At 50.7% G+C, this 26591-nt stretch carries 24 protein-coding genes and 1 tRNA gene; 4 read left to right on the top strand and 21 right to left on the bottom strand.

All coding sequences use genetic code 11. From position 1 onward, the window contains the following. Position 1 precedes the first annotated feature (1 nt). From MCG46_RS06740 to MCG46_RS06705, 8 genes are read right to left on the bottom strand one after another with little or no spacing between them, the layout of a single operon-like run. Positions 2-1414: a V-type ATP synthase subunit B gene (locus tag MCG46_RS06740; RefSeq protein WP_020223051.1), complete on the bottom strand. Its 1413-nt coding sequence runs from the start codon at positions 1412-1414 to the stop codon at positions 2-4. 13 nt (positions 1415-1427) lie between these two features. Further along, complete coding sequence (locus tag MCG46_RS06735; RefSeq protein ID WP_240278811.1) at positions 1428-3182, bottom strand: V-type ATP synthase subunit A; 1755 nt, start codon at positions 3180-3182, stop codon at positions 1428-1430. A gap of 25 nt (positions 3183-3207) precedes the next feature. After that, positions 3208-3795, bottom strand: coding sequence for a V-type ATP synthase subunit E (locus MCG46_RS06730; protein ID WP_240278810.1), 588 nt, complete (start codon positions 3793-3795; stop codon positions 3208-3210). Between the two features lie 10 nt (positions 3796-3805). Beyond that, positions 3806-4114: a V-type ATP synthase subunit F gene (locus MCG46_RS06725; protein ID WP_240278809.1), complete on the bottom strand. Its 309-nt coding sequence runs from the start codon at positions 4112-4114 to the stop codon at positions 3806-3808. 13 nt (positions 4115-4127) lie between these two features. Further along, positions 4128-4571 carry an ATP synthase subunit C gene (locus tag MCG46_RS06720; protein ID WP_006060813.1) on the bottom strand — a complete coding sequence of 148 codons (444 nt, stop codon included), beginning with the start codon at positions 4569-4571 and terminating at the stop codon, positions 4128-4130. Between the two features lie 15 nt (positions 4572-4586). After that, on the bottom strand, positions 4587-6419 hold the full coding sequence (locus MCG46_RS06715; RefSeq protein ID WP_240278808.1) for a V-type ATP synthase subunit I: 1833 nt from the start codon (positions 6417-6419) through the stop codon (positions 4587-4589). Between the two features lie 17 nt (positions 6420-6436). Further along, positions 6437-7474: a V0D/AC39 family V-type ATPase subunit gene (locus MCG46_RS06710; RefSeq protein WP_020223047.1), complete on the bottom strand. Its 1038-nt coding sequence runs from the start codon at positions 7472-7474 to the stop codon at positions 6437-6439. Positions 7475-7513: 39 nt separating this feature from the next. Further along, positions 7514-7825, bottom strand: coding sequence for a hypothetical protein (locus tag MCG46_RS06705; RefSeq protein ID WP_240278807.1), 312 nt, complete (start codon positions 7823-7825; stop codon positions 7514-7516). A gap of 225 nt (positions 7826-8050) precedes the next feature. On the opposite strand from MCG46_RS06705, the gene MCG46_RS06700 reads away from it, so the two are divergent. Then, positions 8051-8425, top strand: coding sequence for a DUF3899 domain-containing protein (locus tag MCG46_RS06700; RefSeq protein WP_240278805.1), 375 nt, complete (start codon positions 8051-8053; stop codon positions 8423-8425). A 201-nt stretch (positions 8426-8626) separates the two neighbouring features. Here MCG46_RS06700 and MCG46_RS06695 read toward each other — a convergent pair. From MCG46_RS06695 to MCG46_RS06665, 7 genes are all read right to left on the bottom strand, one after another. Further along, positions 8627-8715: transfer RNA gene (locus MCG46_RS06695), tRNA-Ser, on the bottom strand. Between the two features lie 151 nt (positions 8716-8866). Beyond that, positions 8867-9934, bottom strand: a complete 1068-nt coding sequence (locus MCG46_RS06690; RefSeq protein WP_240278802.1) for an alpha/beta fold hydrolase — start codon at positions 9932-9934, stop codon at positions 8867-8869. A gap of 15 nt (positions 9935-9949) precedes the next feature. After that, complete coding sequence (locus MCG46_RS06685) at positions 9950-12112, bottom strand: RelA/SpoT family protein (protein WP_154239583.1); 2163 nt, start codon at positions 12110-12112, stop codon at positions 9950-9952. Positions 12113-12199: 87 nt separating this feature from the next. Further along, a complete protein-coding gene (locus tag MCG46_RS06680) occupies positions 12200-12715 on the bottom strand; it encodes an adenine phosphoribosyltransferase (protein WP_240278793.1) in 516 nt (171 codons plus the stop codon). A 58-nt stretch (positions 12716-12773) separates the two neighbouring features. Next, positions 12774-14378, bottom strand: a complete 1605-nt coding sequence (locus tag MCG46_RS06675) for a single-stranded-DNA-specific exonuclease RecJ (RefSeq protein WP_240278791.1) — start codon at positions 14376-14378, stop codon at positions 12774-12776. 101 nt (positions 14379-14479) lie between these two features. Continuing rightward, positions 14480-16774, bottom strand: a complete 2295-nt coding sequence (gene secD, locus MCG46_RS06670; RefSeq protein WP_240278782.1) for a protein translocase subunit SecD — start codon at positions 16772-16774, stop codon at positions 14480-14482. Beyond that, positions 16771-17061, bottom strand: coding sequence for a post-transcriptional regulator (locus MCG46_RS06665; RefSeq protein ID WP_275890956.1), 291 nt, complete (start codon positions 17059-17061; stop codon positions 16771-16773). Before MCG46_RS06665 ends, secD begins: the two co-directional genes overlap by 4 nt. 72 nt (positions 17062-17133) lie before the next feature. Between MCG46_RS06665 and MCG46_RS06660 the strand changes: the two genes are divergently transcribed. Then, positions 17134-18456, top strand: a complete 1323-nt coding sequence (locus MCG46_RS06660; RefSeq protein WP_240278777.1) for an oligosaccharide flippase family protein — start codon at positions 17134-17136, stop codon at positions 18454-18456. Here MCG46_RS06660 and MCG46_RS06655 read toward each other — a convergent pair. Then, entirely contained in the window at positions 18358-19044 is a 687-nt protein-coding gene (locus tag MCG46_RS06655) for a DUF421 domain-containing protein (RefSeq protein ID WP_040451096.1), read from the bottom strand. The genes MCG46_RS06660 and MCG46_RS06655 overlap by 99 nt on opposite strands. Positions 19045-19107: 63 nt before the next feature. Between MCG46_RS06655 and MCG46_RS06650 the strand changes: the two genes are divergently transcribed. Further along, positions 19108-19458 (top strand): hypothetical protein, encoded by a 351-nt coding sequence (locus MCG46_RS06650; protein ID WP_240278775.1) that lies wholly within the window; start codon positions 19108-19110, stop codon positions 19456-19458. Positions 19459-19643: 185 nt separating this feature from the next. Here the strand turns inward: MCG46_RS06650 and MCG46_RS06645 are convergent, their stop codons facing one another. The 5 genes from MCG46_RS06645 to MCG46_RS06625 form a co-directional block, all read right to left on the bottom strand. After that, entirely contained in the window at positions 19644-20918 is a 1275-nt protein-coding gene (locus MCG46_RS06645; protein ID WP_240278774.1) for a serine dehydratase subunit alpha family protein, read from the bottom strand. Between the two features lie 268 nt (positions 20919-21186). After that, positions 21187-21636 (bottom strand): hypothetical protein, encoded by a 450-nt coding sequence (locus MCG46_RS06640; RefSeq protein WP_240278772.1) that lies wholly within the window; start codon positions 21634-21636, stop codon positions 21187-21189. A 94-nt stretch (positions 21637-21730) separates the two neighbouring features. Beyond that, positions 21731-22711, bottom strand: a complete 981-nt coding sequence (locus MCG46_RS06635; protein WP_240278771.1) for a serine hydrolase domain-containing protein — start codon at positions 22709-22711, stop codon at positions 21731-21733. Next, complete coding sequence (locus MCG46_RS06630) at positions 22680-23546, bottom strand: MerR family transcriptional regulator (RefSeq protein WP_240278769.1); 867 nt, start codon at positions 23544-23546, stop codon at positions 22680-22682. Before MCG46_RS06630 ends, MCG46_RS06635 begins: the two co-directional genes overlap by 32 nt. Before the next feature lie 176 nt (positions 23547-23722). Next, positions 23723-25447, bottom strand: a complete 1725-nt coding sequence (locus MCG46_RS06625; RefSeq protein WP_240278767.1) for an FAD-dependent oxidoreductase — start codon at positions 25445-25447, stop codon at positions 23723-23725. 175 nt (positions 25448-25622) lie between these two features. Between MCG46_RS06625 and MCG46_RS06620 the strand changes: the two genes are divergently transcribed. Further along, the gene (locus MCG46_RS06620; RefSeq protein WP_240278766.1) at positions 25623-26537 is read left to right on the top strand and encodes a LysR family transcriptional regulator; all 915 of its coding nucleotides are present in this window, start codon (positions 25623-25625) and stop codon (positions 26535-26537) included. Positions 26538-26591: the final 54 nt, after the last annotated feature.

Raw genomic sequence — 26591 nt, 5'->3', positions numbered from 1 at the left:
CTTACTCCTGTCCGTTGAGGTTCAGCATCCGTGCCGCGCGTTTCGGATCATAGTTTTCTTTAATGACTTCCGGATCCAGCCGATCCAGCGCTTCCATCGGCAGCGTAGACAACAACGCCCAGCCCAGATTCAGCGTTTCATTGATTGAACGCTTGGAATCAAAGCCCTGGCCGACGAAGATTTTTTCAAACAATCGGCCGAAGGCCATATACTTCTTATCCATATCTGACAGTTCATCCTCGCCGATAACCGAAGCTAACGAACGCGCGTCCTGCACCTTCGCGTAGCAGGCGAACAGCTGGTTGGAAACATCCGCGTGATCCTTGCGGGTAAAGCCATCGCCGATTCCGTCTTTCATCAGACGCGACAGCGAAGCCAGCACACCGATCGGCGGATAGATGCCGGTTTGATGCAGCGAACGATCCAGAACGATCTGACCTTCCGTGATATATCCGGTTAAATCCGGAATCGGATGCGTGATGTCATCGTTAGGCATCGTTAGGATCGGGATCTGCGTTACAGAGCCTTCAACGCCCTCGACAATGCCCGCTCTTTCGTACAGCGAAGCCAGATCGGAGTACAGATAACCCGGATATCCCTTACGGCCTGGAATCTCACCCTTAGAACTGGAAACCTCACGCAGGGCTTCGCAATAGGAAGTCATGTCCGTCAGGATGACCAGAATATGCATATTCTTTTCAAACGCCAGATATTCCGCTGCCGTTAAAGCACAGCGCGGAGTCAGCGTCCGTTCGATAATCGGATCATTGGACAGGTTGATAAACATGACAACCTTTTCCATGACACCGGTTTCCTCAAAGCTGCGCTTGAAATAATCGGCGACGTCATTTTTGACGCCCATCGCTCCGAACACGATGCCGAAGTTCTTGCCGTCACCCTCCGCCAGCTGAGCCTGTCGGACAATCTGAACCGCCAGCTTGTCATGCGGCATGCCGGAGCCGGAAAAAATCGGCAGCTTCTGTCCGCGGATCAGCGTGTTTAACCCGTCGATTGCGGAAATTCCGGTGTTGATATAATTGCGCGGATATTTCCGGGCCACCGGATTCAGCGGCTGACCGTTGATATCCAGCCGTTTTTCAGCATAAACTTCGCCTAAGCCGTCGATCGGTTCACCGGCACCGTTGAAAATCCGGCCCAGAATTTCCTGGGAAACGGCCAGTTCCATCGGATGACCTAACAACCGAGTCTTGTTATTGGTCTTGGATAAGCCGGTTGTTCCTTCAAAAACCTGAATGATGGCCCGCCGGCCCTCAATCTGCACGACGCGGCCGCTGCGGACAGAGCCGTCTGCCAGCTCAATTTCAACCATTTCTTCATTGCTGATGTCATCGACATTGTCCAGGGCAACAAGAGAACCGTTGATTTCATTCAAACCCATTAATTGAACGCTCATCTGTTTTCTCCTCCTATTCCACCTGGGCCAGAGCCTGATCGATCATCTCAAAATAACCATCTAAAAGCTCCAGCTGATCATTCGGCACGTCATATTTAATTTTGACGACCTTGTCGATAATCCCCGTCTGCGCGATCAGCGAGACCGGAATCCGCCGCGCTACCAGTTTTTTGGCCTGCGCGTTGAGATACGAAATAATTTTCAGCATTTTAAACTGTTTTTCAAACGGCACGTACGTATCGGCCGGATGATAGGCATTCTGCTGCAGATAGCCGACACGGATCACCTTGGCGATCTCCATCGTCAGTTTCTGATCTTCCGGAAGCACATCGGAGCCGATCAGCTTGACGATCTCCATCAGCTGATTCTCTTCATGCAGAATCGCCCGGATTTCCTGACGCAGCGCATTGAATTCCCGGTCGACGTTCTTGTCGTACCAGCGCTCTAAATCGTCGAGATATTCGGAATAGCTGTCATTCCAGTTGATCGCCGGATAGTGCCGAGCATACGCCAGCGATTTATCCAGCGCCCAGAAGCAGCGCACAAAACGTTTTGTATTCTGCGTGACCGGCTCGGAGAAGTCTGCGCCCTGCGGCGAAACCGCGCCGATGATCGTTACGGAACCTTCCGCACCGTTTAACGTTTCAATATAGCCTGCGCGTTCATAGAACTGCGAAATTCGCGACGGCAGATACGCTGGGAAGCCTTCTTCCGCCGGCATTTCTTCCAGACGCCCGGAAATTTCACGCAGCGCTTCCGCCCAGCGGCTGGTGGAGTCAGCCATGATCGCGACATGATAGCCCATATCACGGTAATATTCAGCCAGCGTGATGCCGGTATAAATGCTCGCTTCACGCGCCGCGACCGGCATGTTGGACGTGTTGGCAATCAGCACCGTCCGCGCTAAAAGCGGCTTGTTGCTCTTCGGGTCAATCAGGTCTGTGAACTCTTCCAGCACCTGCGTCATTTCGTTGCCGCGTTCACCGCAGCCAACATAAACGATAATATCCGCGTCACACCATTTTGCCAGCTGATGCTGCGTCATCGTCTTGCCGGAACCAAAGCCGCCTGGAATCGCAGCTGCCCCGCCCTTGGCAATCGGAAACAGCGTGTCGATCACGCGCTGTCCGGTAATCAAAGGCCGGGTAATCGGTTTGCGCAGTCCAACTGGGCGCGGATTGCGGATCGGCCATTTCTGAACTAAGCTCAGCGCATGTTCCGCGCCCTGATCATCGCGAATCCGCACGATTTCATCGCTGATATGAAATTGTCCGTTTTCCGCAACGTAAACAACCTCGCCTTCCGGAAGCATCGGACTGAGCATGCAGCGATGCTCGATCAGCTCCGTTTCCGGGCAGGTCGCATAAATCTGTCCCGGGCACAGCCGATCGTGCAGTTTGACCTGGATCGTCACATCCCACAGCTTTTCTTCATCCAGCGGAGAAACCGTTGTTCCCGCCGCAATGAATGCCCCTTCTGTTTCCATCAATTCTTTTAACGGACGTTCGATGCCGTCGAAGATATTTTTCAGAATTCCCGGCCCCAGCGTCGCAGACAACAGAGATCCGGAAGGCCGGACCGGTTCTCCCGGTTTCAGCCCTGTGGTGGATTCGTACACCTGAATCGTGGTGTACTGTTCATCAATACCGATGACTTCCCCCATCATTTCCTTATTGCCGACAAAGACCATTTCCTGCATGGAAAAGTCTTTGGAATCCTTGACGGTGACAACCGGTCCGTTGATTGAATAGATCAAATTGTTATTCAATGTCTTCACCTCGGTTTTCGTCATATTACAATGTGAATCCGGAATTGTTCTGGAACCACTCTTTCTGATTTCTTAATGCATTGTCCAGCGTTTCGTCGATCTCAAAGCCTTCCGACGGACACATAAACCGCCATCCGCCAAATTCCAGATAGACCGTTTCCACAGCCTGCGGATATCCCCGGCGTTTTAAAATTTCACGCATCAGCGCCGCGTCCTGCTCACGCACGATAAACGTTCCCGTCTTGCGGATCAGGGAAGCGTGCTTATCCAGCTTCTTTTCCATAAAATCCGCATACGCCTCGGATGCGGCAAACGCCTTCAGTTCGTCTGCGACATGGTTGAACAGCTCGGACGCCATCGCCTGACGCTGCGCCAACAGATCCCGCTTGATCTTCAGCTTGGCTTGGGAGGTCTTTGTGGCTTGGAGCAGTTCCAGCTCGCTGATTTCTTTTTCTTCATAATGCCCGGTTTCCTTTTGCAGCGATTCGGAAAAGAAATGAATCTCCTCATCCTGCAGCTGCTGCACCTCAGACTGAATCTGACGGGTAACCATTCCGGCCTGATCCTGGATATCCTCCTGAATCGCCGTGAGCGCTTCTGTATTCTCTGCCATTGTTTTCACCTCACAATTTGATGCCGATCGCTTCGCTGATGTAGCGGTCGATCGTCTCTCCGATTTTGGCTGACCCGTGACGATCTGGAATTTCGACCAGCAGTGGCTTGGACAGCCGCAGCTTGTAATCGGATACCACGTCCGGGCAGGTGTTGACGATCTTCGTGGTCATCAGTACGATCGCGATTTCCGGATTGCTGATCGCCTTGTCCAAAGCGGCCAGCACCTCATCCCGTTCGTGAACCACGACGCCTTCGACCCCGGCTAAGCGCATGCCCATCTGGGTATCAATATTGTCACTGATCAAATAAAGTTTCATGACAATCCCCGGCTTACAGTTTGTTGATGATCAGAATGGAAATCAGAAGGCCGTAGATCGCAACGCCTTCACCCAAGGCGACGAAGATGATCGCTTTACCAAAGTTTTCCGAATTCTCTGAAATGGCCCCGATCGCTGCCGGTGCCGCTGAAGCGACGGCCCAGCCGGCGCCGATAGCAGAACAGCCGGTCGCCAAAGCGGCCGCGATGAAGCCCATCCCCTGAGCCAGTGTCCCCGTGATGGAATTAGCAGCCGCGGTGCCTTCCGCCAAAGCATGGACCCCGCCGAACTGGAACAGAACCGCTAAGACAAAGACGCCGCCGAAGACACAGATCTGAGCGATCAGCTTGGTTTTCAGGTTTTCCGCCGAAGCGCCTTTTTTGTAGATGAAGAACAGCGGTGCGATCACCAGGATCACGGCGATCAAAGGCAGCAGCATTTCAAGTAATGTTAACATGGTTTATTTTCCTCCTTATGCATTTTCCGATGAAATCATCGTAAATTTCTTTCCGTTGCCGACAAAATAACGGCTGAACATTTCATAATATTCCAGACGTAATGTCTGAATGCCGACGATCAGTCCCTCTAAGCCCATGACAAACAAGTTGCCCAGCACAAAGACGACCGGTCCGGCGTTGCCGGTCATTTTGACCAGCGTCATGACGACCAGCATCATGCCGGCATGGCTCAGAACGAAACCGCCGACACGCAGGTAAGAGAGCGAATTGGTGACAAAGCTCAGGATGATTTCCAGCACTTCAAACACTTCTTCCAGTGCAAAGTTGCCCCATCCCTGATGCGGCGTCAGACCTTCGCCCTTCATTAAGCCGTTGAGCGGTTCCTTTAAGAAGAACAGCACGACCGGCACCCCGATGAACAGAATCATCAACGGCTTGCTTCCCGGATTAAACGGCAGCATTTTCGGCATGAACATGCCGATTAAAAACAGAATAATGTAGCCATAGAAGACAAACCCGGCAACGCCATTCTGAGAGAACAGCGCCTCGGCCATCTGCTTGCGCTTGACATTGAGATAAATGTTGAGAATCATCGTCATTAAGATCAGAACTGCACCGATCGCAACCGCGCCGATCAACAAGGGCATCGTTGCGCTGGCATCCATGACCTCAAACAGCTTCTCACGAACCCCAAACAGGCTCTGATGAACCGGATTGAGCAGTGTTTCCACGCCGAAGACCGAACCGAACAGGAAACCGAAGATCATGGAGGTCAAACCTGCCCGGCCGACGATCCCGGCCAGCCGGTTGTGCTTCCATTTTTCTAGCAGCAGACCACCGATCAATAACAGCGCACCCTGACCGAGATCGCCGAACATGATGCCAAACAACAGACAGAACGTCACGGCGACAAACGGCGTCGGATCCAGATCCTGATAATTCGGCAGGCCATACATTTCGACAAACATTTCAAACGGGCGGAACAGCCAAGCATTGTGCAGCATCGTCGGCGGCACCAGCTGCGGCGCCGTTTCCGGCTGGGCTAAATCCACCCTGACGTTCAGACCGTCGAATAATCTGACAAACTGATCCGCACTGTTGGCTGGAACAAAACCGGCCAGCTGGTAATCGTCCTGCACCTGCATCACATACCGATACAGCTTGCGGATCTCGCTGGTATAAGCACAATAGGAATAAACTTCGGTGAGCTTTTCCTTATACTGTTCCAGGATTTTCTTCCCGTCAATCCGCGGGATCGGAATTTCCTCGATGAACAGGCTTTCCATGCATTTTCGGACTTCTTTGACAAAGGTGTTGGACGTTGCATACAGAATCCAGACATACTGGCCGCTTTTATGCAGTTCCTCCACGACGAAGTTTGGCTTTTCAATCAAACTCAGCTTTTTAAAGCTTTCGGCCGGCAGCCGGCCCATTCCAAACGAAATATACTGGCACTCATGCATCGCCTCAAATCCATAGCTCCGCACTTTTTCCAAAGCGATCTCATCGTTGTCCGTCAAGGTCATCAGCTCGTGCGTATCCGCGATCATCGCGAACTGTTCGTTGACTTCCTTGATAAACGCTTCAATTTCCGCTTCATCATAACTGCGGCTGACGGGTCCGGCTTTCAGCTCAAACCCAACGCTATGGCCAATATTTTTCAGCTGGTTCAGATATTCGTTATAGACGTTTTCATCGTTCAGCGGCTTTCCGCCGTTGTCGTCATTGATCAGATGCGCCGCCGGTTCCGGATGGAATTCAGCGTAGGACACGCAGCGTTTCAGCACGTCCTGAAACTGATCTGCATTGGCATGCACCGTCGCCAGCTTCATTTTTACGATTGACATAAGCTCCCCCTTTCTTCTTAATAAATCAACAGCCGGTTAATCTTATCCGCCGGGATTCCATAGCGGACACCCTCGATAATATCAACGACGTTTTGAATTTCTGTTTCTGACAAAACCAGATAGGCGATCAGCACAATGTCCGGATTGGTCGAAAACATCATGTGCCGCTTATTCAGGTTGTAATTGATCGACTGCGCGTGATATTCAATATACGCAAAATTAGAGGAATCCAAATAGTTGTGGTAAGCGGAACGTGCCAGCCGTTCCATAAACTCCTCCGCATTGCAGTGATCGATCATCTCTTCCAATTCGCGTTTTGGAATCCGCAGATAAACCGGATTGATGACTTTTTTGATCTGCGCCGGCGTCGCGTTAAAATATCGTTTTGAACGGTAAATTCGCGTGATGTTGTCCAATTCGATCTGCGTCAGGAAAATTTCCTTAATCTCTTTTTTCACTTTTCCGCTGAATTCCTGATCGACGATCTTCATGACCTGATCATAGAAGTATTTCCGCAGAACGCTTTCACAGGCGGTATAATCAAAGTCTTCCATGTTGGTTACGGAAAACGGCCGGATCAGATCGGCATACGGCGTTTTGTCCAACACTTCCAGCAAAGCGCCGAAGTCATGAACCTGAGCCAGCGCCCGGATATCGAACGACGTACTCTTTTCGATATACAGCGGCAGCTCGCCGATCATCTTGTAGTTATCCTCATCATTAAAAGCGCGGATGCAGGCCATAATCTGCTCGACCTCGCTCATCATGATGCCGTAGTGATAAAACTTATCTCCACTGGTACTGGCATACCGTAAAAGCCGGGACAGCCGGGTTCCCAGATCGCGCCGAATCAGCATTTCCAGCTGACCGCGGTGCAGTCCGGTTTCACTGTACCCTTCCAGCGCTTCCTGAAATAACGTTTCATTCTTAAGGTAAGAAGCGATTTCCGGAATTGATTTCTTCTGCAGCAGCTGCTGATAATCCGAAGCCGTCAGCCGTTTTCCAAACATCGCTTTGGCTTTGGTCGCCATCGCTGCATTCGATGTGGTTCCCATGGCACCCCTCCTTTTTTACTGGATCATTGTCCAATCCGCCTAAATTTCCAGACAGCGGCGAACCAGCTCTTTCTGCCATTCCTCTTTTTTCTCCAGATAATGGGCCTGAAGCCGCTTCAGCTCCTGCTCATACTCTTTCAGATTTTCGGATTCCACCTGACTGATCTGATAATCCAGTTCAGCTTTTTTGGCGTCGACACGCTGGTGAACTTCCTTCCACGCTTCCTCGCTGAGCTGTTTCTCGGTATCAGCGATTTTCCGCTTCAACTCAAACTTCATGCGATGCGCTTCTTCCACGGCTTCCCGTGTCTTCTGATCCGTTTGAATCAGATCCAGGATTACAGATTCCATAGCAAGACCTCCCCTCCCTATTCTAAAGCACGCCATTTAGTATATTCCTTTCAAAATCAATTTTCAATCATGGAAAATTTGAATCTTTAAATTTTACTGCATTGAGTTAAAATAGCACCAATATTGAGAATGATATTCTTAAAAAGTGAAATGAAATATGACAATTTTGTGAAATTAGTTTCGTCTTCCCAACAGGATTTGATATAATACACAGCGAGGTAACCTATGAAAAAAAATCTTAAACCGTACTTGATCTGCATGATCGCAGCGATCGTGTTCAGCGCCGGATGCGCGCTCTTTTCCAACAATCCGCTGCTGACCTTTATCGACGTTCTGTCGATCCTCAGTCTGGTCTTCATCGTAGTGGGACTGCTGGAATTCTTGATCCACGGCGGATATTTTGACTTTCTGTCGTATTCGTTTTCGTCAGCGAAGAACCTGTTGTCGCGCCATTCGCAGCCAACCGGATCCCAGCGGTATTTCGATTATGTTCAAAAACAAAAAGAACGGCGGGGAACAAGCTCACATTTCGTTTTAAAATTGGCTGTCCTGCTTTTGGCACTCAGCATTTTACTGACGATCTTCTACGAGGTTCTGTAAACGTTCTGACATTTGCCGCGCTGCGGCTTTTTCTTTTTCAAGAAGTCGAAGAAAGCTCACGAGGAAAGAAAGCCTCAGAAAACAGCGTTCTCCTATTCACGCTCAAAATTAGAATTGAGTTTGCGCAGAAGTGCTGCGCCGACCCCCTCTTTCTCGACCAAAACACGAAAAAAGCCCTTTGCTAAGGGCTTTAACTGCTTATGGCGGAGAAAGAGGGAGTCGAACCCCCGCAGGCTTTCACCTCTGCCAGTTTTCGAAACTGGTCCCTTCGGCCACTTGGGTATTTCTCCGTATGCTTATCTATTATACATAATTCTTTTCAAAAAATCGAGTCCTAAATGCAAAGAAATGAAAAAAATTCATATCCCACCTGGAAGATAAACGGGGAAAGAGGCCTTCACCGGATACGGCAAAGATCTTTCCCCGCAGTTTTCAACATCGTTATGCTAATAAAACCATTCGCAGTGCATTGAGGAAATATTCCGGCTGATCGATCATCGTATTATGACCGGCGTTAGGAATTAACATCAGCTGCTTGCGAACCGCTTCAATTTTCGCAAAATACTCTTCGGCGATCGGATACGGCGTCTGCCAGTCGTGATCTCCCAACAGATAATACACCGGTACTGCGTAATGGCTGTCCAAAGCTTCCAGATTAAAATCCATTAGCTCTTTTAATAACGGCAGCTGGATTTGAAAATCCATTTTAAAATAGACCGGAAGCTCATTCAAACTGACATCCGGGGTCGTCGCCATCTGCCACAAATCCTTCAGTGTAATCGGTGAGGCTAAGCAATACTTGCGCTGCAGGCGGCGCACTGTCATCATTTTATCCATCATTTCCTGACCGAACTCTGCCGTAGGATATGGGGTCAAGGCCAGCAGCGTCTGGACATCATGATCCGCCCCTGCGATCCGGGCTTTCTGCAGAACCTTCTGATATCCCAGTTCTTCATTGCGCCGCATATTGACCACCTGACCGACGCCGACATACGCTCTGACCCGATCCGGATATTGACGGGCAAACATCGAACCTAAAACGCTGCCCCAGGAATGGCCCAAAATGAAAATTTTATCCTGATAATACTTGGCGCGCAGATAATCGCAGATTTCACGGGTATCCTCAATCAGCTGCTCCAAAGTTACAGTTGCAGCCAGCTCGGTCTGCTTGTCAGCGTTGATCTGCAAGGTCTTGCCGCACAGCCGCTGATCCCAGTTGACAACGGTAAAATATTTCTCCCAGTCCCGCTGAGCCAGATAGCGCGTCGGGATCGCCGATTCGCCTGGTCCGCCATGCAGAACCAGCAGCACAGGCAGCTCGTCATTTTCCGTGCGATGCACCAGATATTGCTGAATGCCGTTGATCATCCGGTATTCCTTCAATTCCATACCGGTTTCTGAATTCAGCTGCTGACGGCGCTGATTCGCACCGCGCTGCACGGCAAAGGCCGTCCCGGCTGCCGCCGCAGCGCCCAGAGTTGTCAACAGGCATTTTGTACTGAGTTTCATGCATGAACTCCTCCTTTACTGAATAACACGTTCAACACTGACTACACTGTTCACCTTTTTCAGATTCGCAATCAGTGTTTTTAAATGATCATAATCATCAACCAGCAGCATAATTTTTGTCGATACCGTTAATTCTTCCTGATTGACTGAAGAATTAATGTTCTGCAGCGAAGCTTTGCATTGGGAGATCACAGTCATGAGATCAGTCAGCAGGAAATTGCGGTCATGACTGTAAATCTGAATTGTCGCTTCATATTTGCGCGGTTCACGGCGGTCGTCCCACTCCACGTCGATCAGCCGTGATTTCTCATGAGCGACATTGGGACAGTCGCGGCGGTGAACCTTGACGCCGTTGCCTTTGGAAATATACCCAACAATTTCATCTCCCGGAATCGGACTGCAGCAGCCGGCCAGCGAAATCATCATCGATTCAATGCCCGGCACGATAATCCCTGATTTGCTCGGCGCTTTGCGGGCCGGCGCAAACGATCGGCTGACCGTTTCATTATCCAAAATAATCGGTTTTTTCTGATTGGTCAGCTTCTCAATCACGCTGATGACTGAGATTGACTTCACCGCAATCCCATACATCAGATCGGTATACGAACTGACTTGGAAAACCGGCAGGACCGCATCGATTTTCTTGCGTTCAAAATAATCCTTCTCCGGATAGCCGCGTTTTTTCAGCTCATCCCGGATAATCTGTTCGCCGCGTTCGACATATTCCGCTTTCTTTTCCACTTCTTTCTTCTGCAGAAAACCGCGGATCTTATTCTTCGCATGGTTGGTTTTGACAAATTTCAGCCAGTCCTCACTCGGTCCGGCTGACTGCTTGGACGTCTTGATCTGCACGACATCGCCGGTCTTTAACGGCGTGTTGAGCGGTACGAGCGTTTCGTTGACCATCGCACCGACTGTGGAATGGCCAACTTCGGTATGCACGCGATAGGCAAAGTCAATCGGAGTTGAGCCGTTGGGCAGCTCAATGACCCGACCTTTCGGCGTCATGACATAGACATTGGCTTCAAAGATATCCTTCTGCAGGGTATCCATGTATTCGTTGGGATCATCGCTTAACAGATCGCCGGTGAGCGCAGACAGATCGCGGAACCACGACAGCTTCTGTTCAATTTCCCGCTGTTCCTTATGCGGATCATACTTTGTGCCTTCCTTGTACCGCCAATGGGCAGCGATGCCCATTTCCGCGATGCTGTCCATTTCCTCAGTGCGGATCTGGATTTCAAAAATCCGCCCCTCATCGCCCACAATCGTGGTGTGCAGCGACTGGTACATGTTGGATTTCGGAACGGCGATATAGTCTTTCAGACGACCGGGAATCGGGCGATACGCCGCGTGGATATAGCCGAGAATCTCATAACAGTTGAGCTTGGTCTTTGTGACGATCCGGATCGCCAACAGATCCAGAATTTCCTCAAAGCGTTTATTTTTGGTCTTCATCTTTTTGTAGATGCTGTAAAGATGCTTGCTGCGGCCAAAAATCCGGAACTCAATCTGCTTCTCCTGCAGCATTTGGGAAATGTCGCGGATCATATGCTTGACCTGTTCATCGCGCATCGCCTTTTTCTCTTCGACCAGATGGGCGATCTCGTAATACTTTTCGCGATCCAGATAATAGAAACTGAGGTCTTCCAATTCATTTTTAATTTCACTGATACCCAAGCGGTGCGCGATCGGAGCATACACCTGCAGTGTTTCCGCCGCGATCTTCTTCTGTTTTTCCGGCGGCATGTATTCCAGCGTACGCATATTATGCAGCCGGTCGACAAGCTTGATGACAATCACGCGGATATCATTGGCCATCGCAATAAAGATCTTACGGTGATTGGCTGCCTGATATTCCTTTTCATCTTTGAATTTCAGTTTTCCGATCTTGGTGACCCCTTCCACCAGCATCGTAATTTCCTCATCAAAGTCAGCACTCATCTGTTCCGGCGCCACGCCGCAGTCCTCAAGCACATCGTGCATCAGTCCGGCGCAGATCGTCCGCGGCCCCACCTTCATCGTCGCCAGAATATAACCGACCTGCGCGGCGTGAATCATATACGGCTCGCCGCTGCGGCGCAGCTGTCCCTCATGATGCGACTGAGCATAGCGGTAGGCCTTCTCAATCAATGCCAGGCTTTCCGGCTCCTGAATATATGTTTTGACCTCACGCATCAGCGCCTCCAGCGTGATTTCCGTATTCCCTTTATTCACAACCCTATCCCCCCTTTTTGAGAAAAACCGAAGAGAATCCTCTTCGGCTTATTCGTAGGACATCAACGTAAAGACTTCGTAGCCGTCCAGCGCTTCGCGTCCTTTCAGGCCTTCCAGCTCAATCAGAAACGCGCAGCCGACAACCACGCCGCCCAGCTCCTCAATCATTTTGATCGTAGCCTGGACGGTGCCGCCAGTAGCCAGAAGATCATCGACGATCAGGACCTTCTGTCCCGGTGTGATGGCGTCCTTATGCATGTGCAGCTCATTGGATCCGTATTCCAGATCGTAGCGGTAGCTGATCGTTTCACGCGGCAGCTTCCCCGGCTTGCGGACCGGCACAAAGCCGATATGCAGATTCGCAGCCACCGGGCAACCGAAGATAAATCCGCGGGATTCCGGACCCGCGATCACTTCCGCGCCAACCTGTTCGGCAAACTTCTGAATTTCCGCTGTCGCCTGGTGGAACGCTTCACCATCACGCATTAACGGTGTAATGTCGCGGAACAGCACGCCTGGCTGCGGAAAATCAGGAATTGATGCAATATATTTTTTGAAGTCCATGGATTGATGCCTCCTATAATACCGTTATTATAACAAATTTTTAACAAATTGAATCTATTTATTCAACAGTTTCCACAAGAATTGAACACTTTTCCCGACCGCGGAAACGATTGATCTGCAGCTGACCGATCCAGCTGACAGGATGCGGATTGTCCAAATCCCGATTGAAACTGATCGCATCGATCAGATCGGAGCCGTTGGTCGTCTGCCATTTCGGATAGATTTCCTTCATTTTGGCATACTGCAGAATCGTTAAGCCGCTGACCTCAAAGGTAACCGGCTCAAACTGCTGGCCAAACGGCGCCAGCTGATCCAGCTCATGCAGCGCCGTCAAACTGATCTGCTGAGCGCTGACCGGCAGTACCTGCAGCACCGGTTCTTCCAGCGGGATCGCCAAAGTCTCCATCTTGGCCAGGATCGCCTGCCGCAGCGGTTCCAGCTGATCCGCCGCCAATTCCACCCCGGCGGCCTGGGCATGGCCGCCAAACTGAATCAGATAGCCGCGCAGATCTTCAAAAAAGCTCTGAATATCCAAACCCGGCACGCTGCGCACCGAGCCCTTGTATCCCTGAGTGCTGGGCGCCAAGACCAGTGTCGGCCGATGGGTTTCATTCATGATCCTGCCCGCGACCAGTCCGACGATGCCCTCATGGAACTGATCGTCGGCAATGACATGAAAAGCGTCTTCCGAGCGGATTCGCTCCATTGCCGTCTTGGTCATCTTATCGCTCATCTGCCGGCGCTTCTGATTGATCTGACGGATCTGCACCGCCGCCGCTTCAATCTGACCCGGATCCTCAAGCAGCAGATAACGCACAATATTGTTGATATTGCACAGCTCCGCCAGCCGGCCGGCGGCATTGAGCTTAGGGACGATCTGATAAGCGACTTCCTTTTCCGTCCACACTTCGCACTTCTTCTCATTCAGTGCTTCAATCGCTGTAAACTGTCGCTCATTGAGATATTTCAGACCCAGCCGCACCAGAATCCGGTTTTCTTCCCACAGCGGCATCATATCGGCAATCGTAGCGATCGCCGCCAGCATGATCGGCCGTTTGCGGGCTCCGGTCATCGCCATCGACAGCTGCAGGGCAATTCCCGCTCCGCAGCAATACTGCCAGGGCTTGCCCATCTGCGTCGGATGCAGCAGCGTCAGACATTCAGGCTCCTGCTGGATCACGTGGTGATCGGTAACGATGACCTCAATGCCCAGCTGCTTCGCCAGCGTTAACGCCGCATGCGCCGCTACGCCGTTGTCCACGGTCAGAATCAGGGAATAGCCTTTTTCCTTGGCCAGCTGCACGGTCTGTGCAGATAAACCATAGCCTTCATTCAGCCGATGCGGAATATAAAAGCCGTTGACAATTCCCGCCCGATCCAAGGCTTCCTTCATAATCGCTGTTGCGCACAAGCCATCAGCATCGTAATCGCCGGCAATCAAGACTTTTTCATGGCGCTGACGGGCCGTATCCAAGCGTTTTAAGATTTGCGTGAGTTCAGGACTGGAACAGGGATGCAGCGTCAGATCCGTATTTAAAACCTGCCGAATCTGATCGTCGTCACAGCCGCGGCAGGCCAGCACCTTGGCGCACAGCTCACTGACGCCATAATCCTGCTGAATTCGTTTTTCTTCACCATGGGTTTCCATTCGTTCTATTTTCATGTTTTTTCACCTGTGTTTTATTCTATCACAGAACGTTCTGCCTGTCTGGGCAGGCGCTCTTACTAAAGCACAAAAGGCGGCCTGCGCCGCCTTCTTGAAGCTTAATCGTTGATTCCCGGAATCGTCAGTTCGTCAAGTTTCTCTTTCTTGGCTTTTTTCTTTTTCTTTTCCTTCGGCTTGACATGCGTGCGGATATAGTACCACATCTGCGGAGCAATGAAGATCGAGGAGAAGGTGCCGGCAATCAAGCCGACAAACATCGCGAAGTTAAAGGTTACAATCGCACCCGATCCCATCAAAAGCAGCGCGATGATCGGCAACAAGGTTGTGATTGAAGAGAAGACCGAACGCACCAATGTTTTATCCAGCGAATCGTTGACAATCGCCTTGTAGTCCTCGCTCACTAACTTCGGCTTGCGGCTTTCAGCCACGGATTCCCGAACGCGGTCGAAGACGACGATGGAGTTGTTGATCGAATAACCGATGATCGCCAGAATAACCGAGATCAGTTCAATGTTGATCTCCATGCGGAAGATCGCAAAGATGGCCAGAACAATCGCTACGTCATGAATCAGCGCCACGATGCAGCTGACGGCATAATCCCATTTAAAGCGAATCGTGATGTAAATCAGCATGACCACCCAGGCAAGCAAGGACAGGGAAATTGCATTTTTTACAAGTTCGCGGCCGACAACCGGCGTTACGACGTTGTCATTCGGTTCAATTCCATATTTTTGCGTCAGCGTTTCCTTGATGGACGTCAGCTGATCCTGCTCCAAGGCCTGATTTAAGGTCACATAGACGACTTTATCACCGGATGCCTGAACGCGGCTTGGCTTATAGCCCAGCGCTTCAAAATCACTGCGGACTTCGTTGGTATTCAGGACCTCATTGGAGGTCACGGTAATTTTGGTTCCGCTGGAGAAGTCAATGCCCAGGTTCAGCGCGCCCTTGCCGCCAAATCCGTTGACACAGATCATGACGATGGCCGCCGCTAAGATAATCAGGCTGGCGGTAATGAAATATTTGGCCTTGCCGACAAAATCAATTTTCTTAAACGGACCGAAATAGAACTGTTCCTGACGCTTTGATACGTTGGGAATGTTGGACTGCTTGACGCCGAACCATGTTTTCTTGTTATCCAGGAAACCAGACTTCACGATCTGATTGATCAGGAAGCGGGAAACATAGACATTCAGCACCATCGTGCAGAAGACGGTGACCATCAGCATCGTCGCAAAGCCCTTGACCGCGCCGGTGCCGAAAATATACATGATCAAAGCCGCTAAGAGCGTAGTGAACTGAGCGTCAAAGATCGTCGCAAACGACGTTGACTGGCCTTCTTTGACCGCGTTCTGAACCGAACGTCCGGCGTACAGTTCATCTTTAATCCGCTCCATCGTAATAATATTCGCATCCACCGTCATGCCGACGCCCAAAACTAACGCCGCAATACCCGGCAGCGTGAAGACGCCGCCCATGCCGCCGTAAATCGCGAAAACCGCAAAGATATACAGCGCCAGCATGATGTCGGCAATCAAACCTGCAAACCGGTAAACCACCAGCATGAAGACCATGACTAATGCCACGCCGACGATGCCTGCGGTTGCCGTTTTGTTAAACGCGCCGATGCCGTAATCCGCGCTGACGACGTTGGAATAAATTTCCGTCATTTTGACCGGCAGACTGCCGGAATTAATCAGTTCTGCCAGCTCACGCGCTTCTCCCTCGGTGAAGCCGCCGCTGATGACGCAGTCGCCGGAAATCGCCGATTTGACCTGCGCGGCACTGATATATTTGGCTTCGCCGCCGGCCTGCGCCACAGCGGCTTCCTTGACATACGAATCGCCTTCTTCATAATCCAGCCAGACGATCATAATGTTGTTGCCTGTCCCCATTTCCGAAACCTTCTGTGTGATTTCGCTGAACTTGGCCTGATCGGCAATTTTCAGACTGACGACGGGCGCACCGTTTTCATACCCTAATGAAGCTCCGCCTTCTTTGATGATGCTCGCATCGGAAAGCAGATTGTCGTTGACGTCTCTGAACGTCAAGTTTGCGGTGGAGGAAATGACCCGCCGGGCTTCCTCCTGATCCTTGACCCCCGCTAGCTGCACGCGGATGCGGTCATTGCCTTCAATTAAAATCTGCGGTTCACTGACGCCTAAGACGTTGATCCGCTTACTGACGCTTTCTGCCACAGCCGACATGGCCGGCAGGTCTTTGCCTTCCTGCAGCGGACTGATCTGATAGACGATCTCAAAGCCGCCCTGTAAATCCAGGCCCAAGGTCGTGTTCTTCGCAACATCCTGCGCAAAGATGCCGATCATCGCAAAGATGGCAACAACAGTCACGATGAAGACCGTTAAACGACTTGTTCTTGTCCCCTTTTTCATACGTTTCTTCCTCCTATTAAATCGCTAAACTCTGATAATTCTTGATGATACCCTTCAATGATCGCCTGTTTTGATAAAAAACGGACGATCTGATCTGCCGATAAAGATAATATATCATTTACAGCTTCATGTAAAGTCTTCGGGTGATTTCGTTTCCACACCAGCTTCAACATGACATCCTCAAGATTTTTATAGTTTAGGCCGGGAAGCTGTTCACGCTGCAGCTGCTGCAGCTTCAGCATCAGAGTGAGCTGAATCTGCTTATTTTTCAGATCCAGGGATTCCATCTGAACTCTCCCCTTTCTTAATCATACTTATTTATTATAAATCATACTTTATAAAAAGTGGAGGAAAAAGTAATGAAAAAAGAAATCATTCGATCAACCGTTCATCTTCTTACCCTTTCATTGATCGCAAAAATCCTTTCCTTTTTTGTTCGGATCGCCTGTGCGCGCGTACTCAGCGCCGAAGCGATGAATTATTACAGTCTGACCATGCCGACCACGGTTTTCCTGATTACCCTGGGGCAGATGGGCTTGCCCAGCGCCGTCAGCAAGATTGTCGCTTCCCGTCGGGATTACACGCCGGTCTTAAAAGCCTCGGTGCTGCTTTCTGTGATCAACAACCTGCTTCTGACCGTTTTTTTCATGTTAGTGATCCCGCTGTTAGCCGCGGTCGTCTTAAAGCAGCAGGTGCTGATCCCGGTTCTGAGGGCTGTTGTGCCGATCATTCCGTTAGTCAGTATCTCCGGTTTGCTGAAAGGATATTTTATGGGAAGGCAGGAAATCATTCCGCCTACGGCCTGTCAGATCAGTGAGGAAATAACGCGGATTCTCTTTTTGATCGGCTGCTTTACGCTGGCGCCGACCACCGATCCGGTCAAAATGGCCTCGATTGCCGTCTTTTCGATGTCGGTCGGCGAGATCGGCAGCATCGTTCATTTATGCATCGCGCTCAAACGCAAAAAAAGGGTGCTGCACCATGTCAGCACCTTAACGGGTTCTCTGCATTGGGATACTGTCAACGAACTGCTCAGCCTGTCGCTGCCGATGACCGGCAGCCGGCTGATTGGCTCGCTCACCAGCTTTTTGGAACCGATGTGTTTAGTCCTGTTTGCCGATGTTCTGCTCCAGCAGCAGCTCATTACCACTTATGGCCAGCTCAACGGCTACATCATGCCGCTTTTGACGCTGCCCAGCTTTGCGACGATCGCCTTAAGCAACTGGCTGCTGCCCTCTTTCACCTACCAAGCCAGCCGGCACCGCATGGATCACGCCCGCCGGCAGTTCTTTCAGATCGGCTTATGCTGCTTATTCATCGGCTGTGCGAGCGGACTGACGTTATTCTGCTTTGCCGAACCGATCTGTCAGCTGCTTTACCATCAGACTCAGATGGTTCCGCTTCTGCGTTCGCTGACTCTGCCGTTTATCCTGTATTCGATTCAGCCCTGCCTCAGCAGCGTGCTGCATGCTTTAGGCCGCAGTCAGAAAGCGATGATCGATACGACCTGCGGCTGTCTGACGCGCTTAGCCTGCGTCAGCTTCCTGACGATTCCCTTAGGTACCCAGGCCGTCGGCATTGCCTTAGTCAGCGGCATGCTCGTGACGACCGTGCTGCATCTGGGCCGGGTTCTGCGTTGTCTTTTTCAGGACGAAAAAGCCGTTCTTCTGCCAGAGGCATAAGAAGACCTCTGAAGGATCCGCTACCCCTTCGGTCTCTAGCTGTTCGCGCAGCCAGGCTTCATCCTTGCCGATGGCTTCCAGCACCTGTTTCTGCACAATGCCGTCGGAAATCAGCGGATCTTTCCACTTCAGTTTACTGGCATCTTTTTTCAGGATGGTCAGCGTACCGCTGTTTTCCAGAATCGCAAACTGAACTTCCTCGGGAGTGGAAACATCCTTATCCCGCAGCTGATACATTAAATCATCAATCGTATAACGCTGCTTCTTCATCTCCATCTGGTCGATCATGCCGTTATAGATGATTAAGCTCGGTTTGCCTTCAAAAAAATCACGCCATTTTTTCTTTTTCAGACACGCCCAGGCAATGATGATCTGCAGCACCGTCAGCGTCAGAATAGCAATCAGTGCCTTCCAAATACTCTGATCCGGTTCGGAGATGGACAAAGCATACACTTCTGACATGACGAAGTAGATGACGATATCCAAGACGCTCAGCTCGCCGACTTCCCGCTTGCCCATCACCCGCAGTGAGATGATGATGATCAGATAGAAAAAAATACATTTTGAAACGAGTTCAACATATTCCACTTTGAATTCCTCCTGTTGACATAATTCAGCACAACCAGCGTAAGATGAGAGTGAGGTGACATCATGAAACACTTGCTTGACCCCTATCTCAGACTGGCCGCCGTCTTCCTTGGCGGTTCCCTATTAGTTTCGTTCTTCTTCAGTGTTTTATACTATTTTAACTGGATGGGAACACCGATTTATCAAATTGGCTGTCTTTTATGCGGCGTTCTGCTGTATGCCGTGTGCGGAATCCTATTTGCCCAGAAGGCCAAGCGCAAGGTGCTTCTGCAGGCGCTGGCACTGGTGCTGGTCTTAGTGATTCTGGGTGTATTGCTGATGGAACAGAAGAGCTGGACCGCGCTTGGGTCGCTGGCGGCCAAGGCCATCTGCTTTCTGGCCGGCTGCCTTGTCATGATCGGCAAACATAATTAAGCCCAGCCTTGAATATACGGTAAAACCATTTCCTGATCGGCCTTCCACTCATCCTCATTTCCAAAAAATAACCCTGAGGCTGATTTTCAGGGTTTTCTCATGGGAATTACGCTGCGGCTACTAAAAAAAGGAAACATCGTTTGATCTTTCCTTTTTCTCATTCGCGCTGATGGATGATGGCAGCCCTATTCGTCGCTGATCATCATGTTTAAAATGACCTGATCGGTAATCCGCATGCCGTCCCGGCTCAGTTTGCCGACTGCGTCGATCGTCTGTTCAATGTCATGTTTGATGATTCCGGTGTCTTCTTCAAAGGCGATGTAATTCAGCGCCATCTGATGCGCGATCACCCCGCAGCTCAGTGCTGAAGCAATCTTGCTGGCACACGAAGGCTTAGCGCCGTCGCAGATCATCCCGGAGATCGTTCCGGCTAAATTGGTAATTGTCATTTCGATCTGCCGCAGATTGCCCCCGGCCAGCCACGTGATCGCACTGAAAGCGCCGCACGCCGCGCTGACAGCTCCGCAATAGGCAGATAAACGCCCGATGCCGGTCTTGAGATGGACGGTGATCAGATTGCTTAAGGCCAGCGCCTGAAACATTCTTTCCTCACTGACGTCTTTTTCTCTGGCATAAACAACGACCGGCACCGAACAGGTCATGCCCTGATTGCCGCTGCCGGAATTGACGACGACCGGCAGATTGCAGCCGCTCATCCGCGCGTCGGAGCCGCTGGCGGCATAGGCGATCACCTTGGTAAACAGATCGTTGGGATTGTTCTGCATCATGATGCGGCCGACCTGCGAACCAAACGGATTCTTCAAGCCTTCCTCAGCAATCGCCATGTTGCATTCCACCTGTTTTTTTAACAGCGGAAGGATGTCTGTGAGATCTTCCGTTTCCACATAATGGACAATCGATTCGACGCTTAACTTACTGCGGTCAATCGTGCTTGAGGACTGATTGGAACAGTCGTCCTTGTCCAGCAGCACTTCGCCGTTTTTTATAATCTTCGTAATGTTGGTGTGCTCGCGCTGGATCTGCAGCTGCACACAGTTGTCCGCTTGTTCTAAAATTGCCCAGATCTGCAAGTTTTCTTCACCCTCGATCAGCTCCACCCGGCACAGATCGCTGTGCAGCAGCTCTTTTACCCGGGCGACATCCTGCGCTGTACTGCCGGCGATGACCTGCAGCCCCTTCGATGCATCCCCGCAGACAACGCCCATTAACGCTGCCGTTTTGATGCCTTTGAGGTTAACTGTGTTGGGAACGACAACGCCCTTTACATTTTTGACGATGTTGCCGGAACAGCGCACTGTCATTTTTTCCGGAAAGGCTCCCAGCACTTCCTTCGCCTTCGCGCAGGCGTAGGCAATCGCAATCGGTTCCGTGCAGCCCAGCGCCGGAATCAGCTCTTCTTTTAATATCGGATAAACAAGCTCTTTAATACTTTCAGGCATGGATAATTCCTCCTAATTTCACGCTTTCTTTTGCCGTGTCCGTCTTGGTCCTGTTCAGACTCACTGATCCTCGCTGAAATTCAGGATTTCCACGACGTTTTTCTTTAATTTCATTATAGCGTGTTCACGCCGGAAATTCATCCAGAAATTCCAGATCTCCATCATTTTATCCGCTGCCTTTCCAAGGGATGCCGCAGCGTTCTTTCCGCCGAAAGAGCAAAAAAAGCCGGACTGCAGATCCGGCCGCGCGGCTTTTTTAAATTGGAATTTAGGCTTGATTCTGAATTTGTTCCCGCGCCTTCTGGATATCCTTTTCAATCAGCCTGCGCATTGTCTCCGGCACATCCGCCGCCGCGGTTTTGTTTAAGGCTTCAAGGATTGGCTGCTTCAAGCCTGGCTGACCTTCTGCCATCGTTGGCAGAGCCTGAATGCATTGACGGCGGGTGATCGGTTTGACATCCTGAAGCAGACCGAAACAGGCCGGCAGTGCCTGAACTGCTTTTTCTTCGCTCACCCAGCTCAAGTTGGCGGCGATCAAAAGCAGCCCGCGGGTCCGGATATACGATTGTTCACTTCCAAGCAGCTGCAGGAAGTATTCAAAATAGAGGGATGCATCCGCACTCACTTCGCTGATTTTCAACAGTTCCTTCAGCGCCGAATAGGCAAGCGAATGATCCTGGTTTGTCAGAAGGGCGATATTGGCTTTGATCGAATCCATGGGATCACCTCTTCCTTATTAGTACACCGGACGTTCATCGTTGTCAACTGAATATAAACCGCAGCGGATGCTGAAACGCAGACGATTTTCAGATTTATTCGTTCAGCAGCGGTTCGATGTGATCGCGAATAAAATCAATCCGGTCTTTGACCCGCGGTACAAAGGTCGAAGCAATCGCAACGACGCAGTTTTTCTGCGGATTGACATACAAGGCGTTGCCGCCGTCGCCCAGCGCTGCGAAAGCGTGTTCGTGTTCGTTGATAACCCACCACAAATAACCGTAGTCCAACCCCATCTTTTCCCATCGGATTTGTTTGCGGGTACTTTCTTTCAATTCCGCTGCCGGGATAAGCGTCCGCCCTTGAAACTGACCGTCATTTAAGCAGCATTGACCAATCGCGGCCATTTCCCGCGGCGACAGCGTCAATCCCCAGCCGGCGGTATTGACCCCCTTAGGCCCCATGGCCCAGCCGCTCAGCGTCGTCGTCTGATTGAACGCCATCTGTTCTTCTTTAGTCGCAAACGTCAGACTCTTTTCAACTCGGATGCCTAACGGCTGAAATAAATTCTCCTGCGCATAATCCAGTACCGACCGACCCGTGGCCCGAGTTAAAATTCCTGTCAGAATATCCGGACCGATGATCGGCGCGTAGCGGAATTCACCCAGCTGTCCCAAACCACCAATCTGATTCAATGAAAAGCTGACCCAGTCATCGCTGGTAAAATATCGAGTATAGGGATTAAAGCGAAACCGATAAGGAACAGACATCGTCAGACAATGCCGAAGCGTCACCTGCTTAAGCAGCTCATGGCCTTTGCGGATCGGATACTCAGGGAAGTAATCGAGGATTTTCTGATCCACGCTTTGAATTTCACCGCGGTCAAGCGCAATCGAGATCAACAAGGAAACAATACTTTTGGTGATGGAAAAGATGTGAAACCGATTCTCGGATGTAAAGTTGTGATAGTATTCCTCGATTTGACATTGACCGTTTTGCAGGACTACCATTCCGGCAATATTGGGATATTCGTTTCTGACAAGTTCATTCAAAGCCTTCATTTTCTGGGAATCCATCGTTCTCTCCTCTTTTCATTTTGTTTTTCGTGACTGGGTAATAGACTTCGGTAATCAGGGTTTCCGGATGGTCTTGAGGATCGGATAAATAAACTTCAAACAACGGACCTGAGTTGTGATAACCCTGAACCTGGGCCGTATGGATCAGCCGGGCATACACTGCCGCAAAATCCGCCTGAATGCCGCTGACAACTGTCTTTAGGCAAAGTCCGGGCTGAAAAAGCCGGGTTTCAGGAGTTGTTTCCGCTACCGGAACCGCAAACTCTGTATCCAGACCTTCATCTGAAAACTGCGCGTCGTGAAACAGGACCATCGGTGCCCAGCTCATCGTTAAGCCCTGTGTCCGAAGCTTTTCTAACAAGGTTCCAAAGCCCTGTTTATAGGCTTGGGGAAAGGCTTGTTCCTGAACCATCAGCCGCCAGGATAAAAGCTCGCTGTCGGCAACTTCCGTCAGCTGAACCGGAATTTCATCGTCATTGGCAAACAGCGAATGGCCGTCATGGAGATTTTGGATATCCCTGTCTAACTGCTGCAGCTGCTGCGTGAGCTGTTCCGCCTGCCGCCGCAGCTCCTGTTTTTTCTCGGTCAGGGCCGCGGTTAGATCCTCCGGCTTACCGCTTAACGTGACAACGAGCAGCTTAATTTCTTCCAGCGTGAAGCTGTACGCCTTGAGATGATTGATCAGCCGCATCGTTTCAAGCTGATCGGCAGCGTAAAAACGATACCCTGTCGTCGGATTTACGAGTCTGGGCTGAAGCAAACCGATGGCTTCATAATAGCGCAGGGTTTTCGGCGATACGCGGCAGATTTTAGAAAATTCGCCGATCGTCAACATCACTTTTCCTCCTTTCAAGATCTCTGAATTCAGGATACACCTTGTCCTTAGGGCAAAGTCAAGGCGCTGAAACAGGAAATTTTAACAAAAAGCAGCGCCTAAAAATCAGCGCTGCGGATGAGCTTGGGTTGCTTGTTCTGTTCTCAATAGAATGATGAAAGTCTAACGCTTGTCAATCAGGCCTCTTCAGCTAGATATTTGCCTGTCAGATAGCCAAAGGTCAGACAGGTTGCACCCAGATTATGGCCAGGGAAATGCGTGGAATAACAGTTGCAGTACATATCGCCGACCATTGAGCCGACGCAGTATAAGCCTTCGATCACTTCATTTTCGGCGTTCATGACCTGCATGTGATCGTTGCAGCGGATTCCTCCTACCGTGGATAAAAACCATGGCGTACATTGGATGCCGTAGAAAGGTCCGGTTTTGATCGGCAGCAGCAGTTCCTTCCGTTTGTAGAATTCTTCGTCTACGCCCTGCTCGCAGTATCCGTTATAGCGTTCGATTGTCGCAAGTGTGGTTTCTTTCGGCAATCCCAGCTTCTCCACCAGTTCCTCCAGCGTGTCGGCTTTGACCATTTTCACGTCGATGGAACCGGAGCCGTTCATTTCAATCGTGCCGGAGCTGGCAACGATTTCATCCCAATACTCGATGACTTCCTGTTCATTTTCAAAAACCTTCGGCCCGTCGACATAACGATGGTTCTGCCACTGCGGTTCAGAGGCATAGGCACGATCCCAAATCGCATAGGCATGATGTCCCTTTTCATGCATCAAGGATAATCCGCCGTGGGAGATTACGTTGTCCTCGTTGGTGTAGCGGACACCGTCGCTGTTGACCATCAGACCCTGGAAAGCCCGAACCTGACGGGTGATGCTGCGCCATTGGAAACAGAAAATCATCGGCGTCGGCGTTTCACTTTTATCCACGGCAGCCCCTGCCCAATAACTCATTTTATGTCCGGAGCCTTCCCAGATTCCGCCCCGTCCAGCCTGCAGCGCCCACGGAATATATTTTTCCAGCATTTCTGCATCCGCACCAAAATCCCCAGTCGCCATGACGACGCCTTTGCGTGCGATATACTTCACGTATTCATTGTCCGCATTGGTGCAGATCACGCCGATGACCCGCCCCTTTTCTTTGACCAGCTGCTTTGCGGCGTTTTCATAGCGCATATCCACCCCGGCCTGAGCGCAGTAGGCGGCCATGTTGTCGCAGACGTCCTGCTGCGGGTTATCATCCGGTCCTTTGCCATTGGGTCCGCCTAAAAATTCATGCGTTCCCGGGAATTCTCCGTTGACATCTTCCGGATCCGAATACCAGTGCTCCATAACCGGTGTCAGATCATGTCCTCCGACCTGGCTCGCTGAGGTCATGTGATCGATCAGCCAGTCCATCGCCTCACCGCTGCGCTTGGCGTGCAGCATCCACTTGCTGCCGTCAATACGGTATGAATGGTAGCCCATCATGCGCTTATAAATCTTGCTGATTTCTTCCTCGCTCAGCGCATATCCCTTTTCCCGGGTCAGCTTAGAATTGATCGCGAAAATAGAACCGCCGCGGCCGATGACCTGACGCATCCGTTCAATTAGAACAACCTCTGCTCCGGCTTCACGAGCAGACAGGGCGCAGCACAACCCGCTGAATCCCCCGCCGACAACAACGATATCACTTTCTACTGTCGCTTTAATCTGATCGTCCGGGATCGGATCCGGCGCCGTTTCCCAGGCAAACTGCGTCGTTGGGGCTATGGCCTCAGGACAAGGCGAAGCGGACGGTGCGGTCTGACTTTCACATCCAGTCAAAAGTCCTGCGGCGGCAAAGCCGACAGCACTGGCAGCAGCTCCTTTCAGGAAATCCCGGCGTGAAATGCCGCTGGTTATTTTGTGGTTTTGATTCATGACTTCATTTCCTCCTCTTGTGATTCCATTATCACAAGCCTTTTCAGATTCGCCAATCATCTCTTATTTGATCTTTTTTCAACCAAGAGTTTCCACTGTGTTTTTATTTTCACAATCTATGCTATAATAGGCACAAATGAAAACAGGCTGAAATGATCAAGCGGGGGATTGAATTATGGATTTTCGAACTTTGAGCTATTTTGTTGAAGTGTGCCGGCAGGCTTCTTTCGCTAAAGCGGCTAAGGCTGCCTATATTTCACCGCAGGGTCTGCACAAAGCCATCCGGCTTTTGGAACAGGAATTAAAAACACCGCTGTTTGTCAAAACGGACAGTGGCCGTCAGCTGACGCCGGCGGGTGAATGTTTATATGAATTTGCCGTGCGGACGCTGGAGGAGTATAACGATACGTTGGAAAAACTGGAAGATCTCACCCGGCCAAAAACCAATCAGCTGCGGATCGGCTTTTCCTATGGTACAATCGGTTCCCTGGGCATCAATACCCTTGTCGAATTCCGGCAGCATCATCCGCACATCGAGATTCTTCATGAGGACTTGCCGGATCTGCGCTGTGAACAGAAGCTGCTTGAAAAACAGCTGGATCTCGCCGTCACCGTAGCGCCTTTTGATCAGGCTCATTTTCATACCCAGCCCCTGTTCAGCGAACCGTTTCATTTCTGGATTAACCGCCAAAATCCCTTATCCCATAGAGCTCAGATCACATTCCACGATCTGCGGGATCAAAGACTCATGATGGTGGGCAAGGAATTTAAATCTTATGCCTTTTTAATTCAGGGCTGCCGCCGCCTGGGATTTCGTCCCAATGTCGTGCTGACAACTTCCGAAATGGAGCTGCTCCGACAGTTTGTCTGCGATAATCATGGGATAGCGCTGACCGTCGAACATGAAACCCGGCTGCCGGCCTCGGAAGTTTTTACCAGCGTTCCATTTGCCGATCAGGTTTGGAGCTACGGTGTTTCTTGGTTAAAAAACCATAAGCTGACCGAAGCGGAAAAAACGCTGATCGGTTATTTCCAGACCTGCGCTCAGGTGCTTGAAGCTTCTGCGCTTCCCTCTTCCATTTCTGTTTAACTCAATCCGGACAGCATGTCCGTTTTTTATTGGCATGAACCATCGGGGATGATC

The organism is Holdemania massiliensis (assembly GCF_022440805.1).
GTDB lineage: Bacteria > Bacillota_I > Bacilli_A > Erysipelotrichales > Erysipelotrichaceae > Holdemania > Holdemania massiliensis_A.
This window is presented reverse-complemented; position numbering and strand designations above follow the sequence as displayed.